The sequence below is a fragment of the Pseudomonas sp. 44 R 15 genome, from assembly GCF_900004965.1.
Classification (GTDB): domain Bacteria; phylum Pseudomonadota; class Gammaproteobacteria; order Pseudomonadales; family Pseudomonadaceae; genus Aquipseudomonas; species Aquipseudomonas orientalis_A.
Genome location: NZ_CVTU01000108.1, coordinates 54,127 through 60,972, shown reverse-complemented (window position 1 = coordinate 60,972; position 6,846 = coordinate 54,127). Strand labels below are relative to the sequence as shown.

The 6,846-nt window shown below is 61.3% G+C and carries 4 protein-coding genes; 1 reads left to right on the top strand and 3 read right to left on the bottom strand.

Going from position 1 to position 6,846, the window contains the following annotated elements; translation table 11 throughout:
* Positions 1 to 225 precede the first annotated feature (225 nt).
* On the bottom strand, positions 226 to 1,440 hold the full coding sequence (serB, locus tag BFP93_RS19710; protein ID WP_065886537.1) for a phosphoserine phosphatase SerB: 1,215 nt from the start codon (positions 1,438 to 1,440) through the stop codon (positions 226 to 228).
* A 133-nt stretch (positions 1,441 to 1,573) separates the two neighbouring features.
* Here serB and BFP93_RS19705 point away from each other — a divergent pair, with 133 nt between their 5' ends.
* Entirely contained in the window at positions 1,574 to 3,109 is a 1,536-nt protein-coding gene (locus BFP93_RS19705) for an AhpA/YtjB family protein (protein WP_065894486.1), read from the top strand.
* Between the two features lie 582 nt (positions 3,110 to 3,691).
* Here BFP93_RS19705 and BFP93_RS19700 read toward each other — a convergent pair.
* A complete protein-coding gene (locus tag BFP93_RS19700) occupies positions 3,692 to 4,402 on the bottom strand; it encodes a PqiC family protein (RefSeq protein ID WP_065894482.1) in 711 nt (236 codons plus the stop codon).
* 173 nt (positions 4,403 to 4,575) lie between these two features.
* The gene (gene parC, locus BFP93_RS19695) at positions 4,576 to 6,840 is read right to left on the bottom strand and encodes a DNA topoisomerase IV subunit A (RefSeq protein WP_065886541.1); all 2,265 of its coding nucleotides are present in this window, start codon (positions 6,838 to 6,840) and stop codon (positions 4,576 to 4,578) included.
* Positions 6,841 to 6,846: the final 6 nt, after the last annotated feature.

The window sequence follows — 6,846 nt, the reverse complement described above, 5'->3', positions numbered from 1 at the left end:
GCCAGCGTGGTTTAACGGGGCGCCTGAGATCAAGATCAAAAGCAGATCAAGATCAAGAGCGACTCGCTTCGCATCGTGGTTACGGTTGGGCGCTGCTGAGTTGTGTAGATACCTATGCCCCGATAGCGGTAGCCCAGTCAGAGATGTATTGACTGACCCACCGCCATCGGGGGCAAGTCGAATCGTCGCACCGCCCCTCCCACATTTTTGAGCGCATTTCGTCAGTTAGAGCTGCCCATCACGGTCGCGCAAGCCCAGCAGATACAGCACCCCATCCAACCCCAAGGTAGAGATCGCCTGCTTGGCCGACTGCTTGACCAACGGCTTGGCACGGAACGCCACGCCCAGCCCGGCAATCGCCAGCATTGGCAAGTCGTTCGCGCCGTCGCCGACCGCAATGGTCTGTTCCAGGCGCAAGCCTTCCTTGTGCGCCAGCTCCCTGAGCAGGTCCGCCTTGCGTTGTGCATCGACAATCGGCTCCACCGCCACGCCGGTCACTTTGCCATCCACCACTTCCAGCTCGTTGGCAAACACGTAGTCAATGCCCAGCTTGGCCTGCAGCTGCTTGGCAAAATAGGTGAAGCCACCGGACAGGATGGCCGTTTTGTAGCCCAGGCGCTTGAGCTCGGCGAACAGGGTTTCGGCGCCTTCGGTCAGGCGCAGGGAAGCGCCGATGGAATCGAGCACGCTCACGTCCAGGCCCTTGAGCAGCGCCAGGCGCTCCTTGAAGCTGGCGCGAAAATCCAGCTCGCCCGCCATCGCCCGCTCGGTAATCTCGCTGACCTGTTCGCCCACACCCGCCGCCTTGGCCAGCTCGTCGATGACTTCGGCTTCGATCAGGGTCGAGTCCATGTCGAACACCGCCAGACGACGATTGCGCCGGAACAGCGAATCTTCCTGGAAGGCGATGTCGACATTCAGCTCCTGGGCCACGCTCAGGAATTCGGCGCGCAGCGCTTGCGCATCGGCCGGCTCACCGCGCACAGAGAACTCGATGCAGCCCTTGCCTTTGTCCGCCGGCGTGTCCAGCGGCATACGTCCCGACAGGCGGTCGATATGGTCGATGTTCAACCCGTAATGCGCCGTGATCGAGCTGACGCGCTGCAGTTGTTCGGCCGTTACCTTGCGGGTGAGCAACGTCACGATATGGCGCTTTTTGCCCTGGCCTTCGACCCAATGCTGGTAATCGGCTTCGGACACCGGCGTGAAACGCACCTGCTGATCGAGTTTGTAGGCCGTGAACAGAATGTCCTTGAGGACAGACGATGCCTGCTCGGTGCTGGGAATTTCCACCAGGATGCCGAACGACAGGGTGTCGTGGATCACCGCCTGGCCGATGTCGAGAATGTTCACACCACCCTGGGCCAGAACACCGGTAATGGCAGCGGTGAGACCCGGTCGGTCAAGACCTGTGATGTTGATCAGGACAATTTCGCGCAAAGCGCACCCCCAGGCTGGAAAAAAACCGCATTCTACCCACTTTCAGTGACCATCGGGCACAGCCAGCGCTTTGCCGGTCATGGGCCTGTCGCTATACTGCGCGTCAACTTCACGGACCAAGAGCCGAGCGCAAGTGAACCGGCCCACGCCAGTAAAAACCGATAACTTCTTCCTGCTGATCTTCCGGGCACTGCGCCACCGCCGTGTACCGATCGCATTACGCATCGCCAGCCATAACGTGATCCTGGTCGCTCTGGCCCTGGTGATCTACGCCTGCGTGATGGGTTTGCAGTTCAAGCAGGCCATGCATGAGCAAGCCGACGCCCTGGGCGAGAGCCTGACCACCCAGACCGCCACCTCGGCGACTGAGTTGCTGGTGTCCAACGACATTCTCAGCCTCAACGTGCTGCTCAACAACCTGACCAAGAACCCGCTGGTGGCCCACGCTGCTATCTATAGCGTGGACAACCGGATCATGGCCGAAGCCGGGCAGCGCCCGAAAAACGGCCTGCTGGGCGAAGCCGAGGGCCTGTACCAGAGCAATATCACGTTTCAGGATGTGAAAGCCGGCCAATTGCGCATCAGCCTGGACATGCAACAGTTCCAGCAACCGATGACCATCAGCCTGCAAAGCATGGGCATCCTGAGCGCGATCCTGTTGGCCCTGGCCCTGGCCTTAAGCCTGCGCCTGGGCCGGCATATCTCCACGCCGTTGATGCAACTGCGCATCTGGCTGCGCGATATCAACGAACATACCCCGGCCACCGACCGCCAGGACGAAATCGGCGACCTCGCGCGCCAGCTGCATGCCAGCTTCGCGCCGGAGCCGACGGTACCTGAGGTTGAACCCGAGCCGGAGTACGACGAGGCCGACTACAACGACGACGAGCCTGAGTTTGAAGTGCGCGACCTGCGTGACCCAGGCTTTGACGAAAGCGCTCCGGTGGCCGGTTTGAAGCCTGCGCCACGGCATGTGATCAAGGCCGAAGAAGACGAGCTGGATGACGAAGACCCGTTCGCCGACCTGCGCGATACCGCAGACACCGCGCCTGCCGTAGCGCCGAAAGCGCTTGCGACCAAGAGCACCGAGCCCCAGTACAGCGCCGTACTCGCCGTGCAGCTCGGTGCTCAGGAGCAACTGCGCCGCCTGCCCCGCGCCCGCTTGACGGAATTGCTGGAACGCTACCGCGACTGTCTCGACCAGGCGGCCTCGCTCTACCAGAGCGAACTGCACACCCTGAACGACGGCAGCACGTTGATGCTGTTCCACAGCGAAGACAGCGGCGAAGATTACCTGACCAACGCCATCTGCTGCGGCGAGTTGCTGCGCGCCCTGGGCCATGCCTTGCAGATCGAAGTGGCGGACAGCGGCATTACCTTGCAATTGCAGTTGGGCCTGACGGTGGGCGATGACCTGTTCGGCATCAGCCAGATCGACCTCTTGCTGACCGAGATTGCCCAGGATGCCCTGGCCTTGTCCCAGCACAGCCGCAACCTGCTGCTGGTGGAGCGCAAGATCAGTGAAGACACGCTGATTCGCCAGCGCGCACGCATCCGCCCGATTGCCAGCCCTGAGGGCGCCAGCTGTGTGGAGCGTTTGATGGAGCCGTATCCGTCGATGCTGGAGCGCCAGCTGGCGCGGATGCATGAGACCCGTAACAAGAATTGAAGAACACCGCTAAACCCAATGTGGGAGGGGGCTTGCCCCCGATGGCGGCCTCTGGGCCGACCAGGATGCTGGATCAGACCGAGTACATATCCGTTTCTGCGGTAACGACCACTTAGGGTTCCGCCCTGACGGCGGCTCACTTTTGAAAAGCGCAAAAGTAAGCAAAACGCTCTTGCCCCACCACTCGGCACCTCGCTTAGGCTCGGTGTGCCCTCTCTCCGGCTTGAATCCGTGGACCGCCGCAATGGGCCATCCCTGGCCCAGTGCGGCTAACCCGGCGTCCTGCCGGGTTGCCCACGGATTCAAGCCTGCGTTCGGCCAGCGTGGTTTAACGGGGCGCCTGAGATCAAAAGCAGATCAAGATCAAGAGCGGCTCGCTTCGCATCGTGGTTACGGTGGGGGCTACAGAGTTGTGTAGATACTTATGCCCCGATAGCGCTAGTCCAGTCAGAGATGCATTAACTGACCCACCTCAATCGGGGGCAAGCCCCCTCCCACAGTTAATTTGTGGCGCAGCTTAAATTGCAGCCCAAACAAAAGGCCCGCTTACTCAGCGGGCCTTTTGTTTGCCTGGCATTCAGATCAAAACCTGAACACTTCCAGATCCGTACGAATCGGTGTTGCCATCGGCATCTTCGGTTTTTCCGGGGTTGCGGGCTTGGCTTGTGCCGGTGCCTGCTTGCGCGGTGCCTCGGCAATCGGCGGCTGGTTGGCCAGCGGCTTGAGCGCCACCGACAGCTGCTGCGCCAGGTGCTGCAACAATACGCCCTGGGCCTGGACCTGGGACGCGGTGGTGCCGGCATGTTCTTCCTGCAGGTGCACGATACGGTTGTCCCGTACTTGCCCGCGACGGTCGATCAAGCGCCACTGTGCATCCAGGATCGCCGGTTGCGACTTGCCGGAGTCAAGCCGTGTGATGGTCAGCAACACTTGCACATCCGGGGAAAACCCCGATGGGCCTGGCGCCAGGACCACGCGCTGGCTGTCCAACTGACCGGCCACCTGACGCAACATCAACTGGTTGATATCGGAAGAAAGGCTACCCGCCCAACGACCATCCGTGGAACCTTGCAGGCTTCCGTCGTTCTGACGTTGGAGCAGGGTCTCGCGTTGCAGGTAATCAGCAACGATGACCGGACCCAGCAGGACCGCCATGCCGGCGGTTTGTGCTGGCTGAGCCGGACTTCCGCTGTCCAGCTGGTACAGCGACACCGGCTGGTGCGTGCTGCAACCCGCCAGCCCTAATAGGCCAGCGAGCATCAAAAATAGAGGAAGGCGTGGAGCAGTCATCATCCCATCCAGGTGGCTGCCACAAGGCGAACCACAATGTAATACTAAAAATAACCTAAACACGCTCGGCCACGCCGGCGCTGGAAAGGCCATATCATCCGTGAATATGCGCCATGACTCCAGCGCCAAAGCGTCGATCTACGCGTTAAATCGTAGATCGAGGCCTCTAGTACGCCTTAAGCAGGCGTTTCTACCAACAAAGCATCCACCCGCTGGAAGCCTCGAGGCAGTTTGTTGCCGCGTCGACCGCGCTCGCCCTTGTAGTGCTCAAGGTCGTCAGGGCGCAGCGACAGCGTGCGCTTGCCGGCCTGAAGCACCAGCGTAGCGCCTTCGGGGATGACGGCAATGTCGGTCACGTACTCTTCGCGACTGGCCACACGCTCTCCCGGGATACCAATGATCTTGTTGCCCTTGCCCTTGCCCAGCTGCGGCAGGTCGCTGATCTTGAACACCAGCAGACGCCCTTCGGTGGTCACCGAGGCCAGCCAGTTGTGCTCACGATCCTCCACCGGTCGCGGCAGGATCACCTTGGCATTGTTCGGCAAGCTCAGCAGCGCCTTGCCCGCCTTGTTCTTGGCCTGCAGGTCTTCACCCTTGACCACGAATCCGTAACCGGCGTCGGAGGCGATGACATACAACGAATCATCGTCCGGCAGCAGCACGCACTCGAAATTCGCCCCCGGTGGCGGTGTAAGGCGCCCGGTCAGCGGCTCGCCCTGCCCCCGTGCGGAAGGCAGCGTGTGGGCCGGCACCGAATAACTGCGCCCGGTCGAGTCGATAAACACCGCAAACTGGTTGGAACGTCCGGCGGCGGCGGTTTTGAAGCCATCACCGGCCTTGTACGAAAGCCCGGTGGCGTCAATATCATGCCCTTTGGCGGAGCGAACCCAACCCTTTTCCGACAGAACGACGGTAATTTTCTCGTTAGGCAGCAGCTCGGTTTCTGTCAGAGCTTTCGCTTCCGCACGCTCGACAATCGGCGACCGGCGGTCATCGCCGTAGGTTTCGGCGTCCTTGATCAGCTCGCTGCGCACCAGCTTCTTGAGCTTGGCTTCACTGCCCAGCAGCGCCTGCAGCTTGGCTTGTTCCTTGAGCAGTGCGTCCTGCTCGTCGCGCAGCTTCATTTCTTCCAGTCGCGCCAACTGGCGCAAGCGGGTGTCGAGGATGTAGTCAGCCTGGATCTCGCTCAATTCGAAACGCGCGATCAGCTCGGCTTTCGGGTGCTCGGCGGTACGGATGATATGGATCACTTCATCCAGGTTGAGGTAGGCGATCAACAAGCCGTCCAACAGGTGCAGGCGGCGCTCGACCTTATCCAGGCGAAATTGCAGGCGCCGGCGCACGGTCTGTACGCGAAACTCCAGCCATTCCACCAGCAGGTTGCGCAGGTTCTTGAGCTGCGGCTTGCCGTCCAGGCCGATGATGTTGACGTTGACCCGATAGCTGGACTCCAGGTCGGTGCTGGCAAACAGATGCTGCATCAGCACTGCATGATCCACCCGGCTGTTGGTCGGGATGATCACGATGCGGCAAGGGTTCTCGTGGTCGGACTCATCGCGCAAGTCGGCGACCTGCGGCAGTTTCGACGGCTTGGCCTGCATCAGCGCGGCGATCTGCTCCAGCACCTTGGCGCCGGACACCTGATGCGGCAACGCGGTCACGATAATGTCGCCGTCTTCGACGTGATACACCGCGCGCATGCGCACCGAGCCCTTGCCGGTTTCGTACATTTTCAGCAGGTCGGCGCGCGGCGTGATGATTTCCGCTTCGGTCGGGTAGTCCGGGCCCTGGATATGCTCGCAGAGCTGCTCGACCGTGGCTTTTGGCTCATCCAACAGGCGAACGCAGGCGGCGGCGACTTCGCGCAGGTTGTGCGGCGGCACATCGGTGGCCATGCCGACAGCGATGCCGGTGGTGCCATTGAGCAGAATATTCGGCAAACGTGCCGGCAACACCAGGGGTTCGTCGAGGGTGCCGTCAAAGTTGGGCCCCCAGTTCGCGGTGCCCTGGCCCAGCTCGCTGAGCAATACTTCCGAATAACGCGACAGACGCGCCTCGGTGTAACGCATGGCGGCGAAGGACTTGGGATCATCCGGCGCGCCCCAGTTACCCTGGCCGTCGACCAGGGTGTAGCGGTAGCTGAACGGCTGGGCCATCAGCACCATGGCTTCGTAGCAGGCCGAATCGCCGTGGGGGTGGAACTTGCCGAGCACGTCACCGACGGTACGCGCCGACTTCTTGTGCTTGGAATCGGCGTCCAGGCCCAACTCACTCATGGCGTAGATAATGCGCCGTTGTACCGGCTTCAGGCCGTCGCCGATATGCGGCAGGGCACGGTCCATGATCACGTACATGGAGTAGTTGAGGTAGGCATTTTCGGTGAAGTCAGCCAGCGATCGGCGTTCTACGCCATCTAAGCTGTCTGCGAGGATGTCACTCATGCGGGC